Annotated in this window: 2 protein-coding genes and 1 pseudogene; all 3 read left to right on the top strand. The window is 62.5% G+C overall.

Going from position 1 to position 1,551, the window contains the following annotated elements:
- Positions 1–293 (top strand): annotated as a pseudogene (locus Q1W68_RS12915) (amino acid ABC transporter permease); the annotation flags it as partial.
- A complete protein-coding gene (locus Q1W68_RS12910) occupies positions 290–955 on the top strand; it encodes an amino acid ABC transporter permease (RefSeq protein WP_300716911.1) in 666 nt (221 codons plus the stop codon). The pseudogene Q1W68_RS12915 and the gene Q1W68_RS12910, both read left to right, overlap by 4 nt.
- Positions 956–965: 10 nt before the next feature.
- Positions 966–1,551 (top strand): amino acid ABC transporter ATP-binding protein (locus Q1W68_RS12905; protein ID WP_300716910.1); only part of this gene is annotated, 586 nt, incomplete at its 3' end.

Below are 1,551 nucleotides of genomic sequence, written 5' to 3'. Positions count from 1 at the left end.
CGCTGCCGCAGACCTACCGCTACGTGCTGCTGCCGATGGCGTTTCGCATCGTCATTCCGCCGCTCACCAGCGAGTCGATGAACATCGTGAAGAACTCGTCGGTGGCGTTCGCGATCAGCATCGCCGAGTTGACGATGTTTGCGCGGCAGGCCGGCGAGGAAACGTCGCGCAACATCGAGATCTATCTGGCGGTGACGGGCCTGTATTTCCTGTCGGCCTTCATCATCAGCCGGATTGCCTTGTTCATTGAGCGGCGCGTGCAGGTGCCGGGCATGATCGGCAGCGCGCGATGAACCTCGACTTTGGTTTTCTCGACTGGGGTGTCGTCTCCAGCTTCATCCTCAAGGGCCTGATCTTCTCGGTGCAGCTGACCGTGATCGCGATGATCGGTGGCATCGCACTCGGCACGGTGCTGGCGCTGATGCGGCTGTCGGGCAAGCCCTGGCTGGTGCTGCCGGCATCGGCCTATGTCACCGTGCTGCGCTCGATCCCGCTGGTGATGGTGATCCTGTGGTTCTTTCTGCTGATCCCGTTGCTGATCGGCCGACCGATGGGGGCCGAGCTCAGCGCCATCATCACCTTCACCGTGTTCGAGGCGGCCTACTACTCGGAGATCATGCGTGCCGGCATCCAGTCGGTGCCCAAGGGGCAGGTGCATGCCGGCTATGCGGTGGGCATGAGCTATGCGCAGACGATGCAGCTGGTGGTGCTGCCGCAGGCGTTCCGCAACATGCTGCCGGTGCTGATGACGCAGACCATCATCCTGTTCCAGGACACCTCGCTGGTCTACGCGATCGGCGCCTACGACCTGCTCAAGGGCTTCGAGATCGCCGGCAAGAACTTCAACCGCCCGGTCGAGACCTACCTGGTCGCTGCCGTCGTCTACTTCGTGATCTGCTTCAGCCTGTCGATGCTCGTGCGCCGGCTGCAGAAGAAGATCGCCATCATCCGTTGAGGAGCCGCGCGTGATCGACATCAAGAACGTCAGCAAGTGGTACGGCAGCTTCCAGGTGCTGACCGACTGTTCCACCTCGATCCAGAAGGGTGAAGTGGTGGTGGTCTGCGGCCCCTCAGGCTCGGGCAAGAGCACGCTGATCAAGACGGTCAATGCGCTGGAGCCCTTCCAGAAGGGCGACATCATCGTTGATGGCATCAGCATCGCCGATCCGAAGACCAACCTGCCGAAGCTGCGCGCCCGGGTGGGCATGGTGTTCCAGCATTTCGAGCTGTTCCCGCACCTCACCGTGACCGAAAACCTGACGCTCGCGCAGATCCGCGTGCTCAAGCGCAGCCCCGACGATGCCAAGGCGCGCGGTCTGAAGATGCTCGACCGCGTCGGGTTGATGGTGCACAAGGACAAGTTCCCCGGCCAGCTCTCCGGCGGTCAGCAACAGCGGGTGGCGATTGCCCGCGCCTTAAGCATGGACCCGATCGTGATGCTCTTCGATGAACCCACCTCGGCGCTCGACCCCGAGATGGTGGGCGAGGTGCTCGACGTGATGGTGCAGCTGGCCCAGGAAGGCATGACGATGATGTGCGTCACCCACGAAA

It is taken from the genome of Hydrogenophaga sp. (assembly GCF_030158645.1).
Taxonomy (GTDB): Bacteria; Pseudomonadota; Gammaproteobacteria; order Burkholderiales; family Burkholderiaceae_C; genus Hydrogenophaga.
This window is presented reverse-complemented; position numbering and strand designations above follow the sequence as displayed.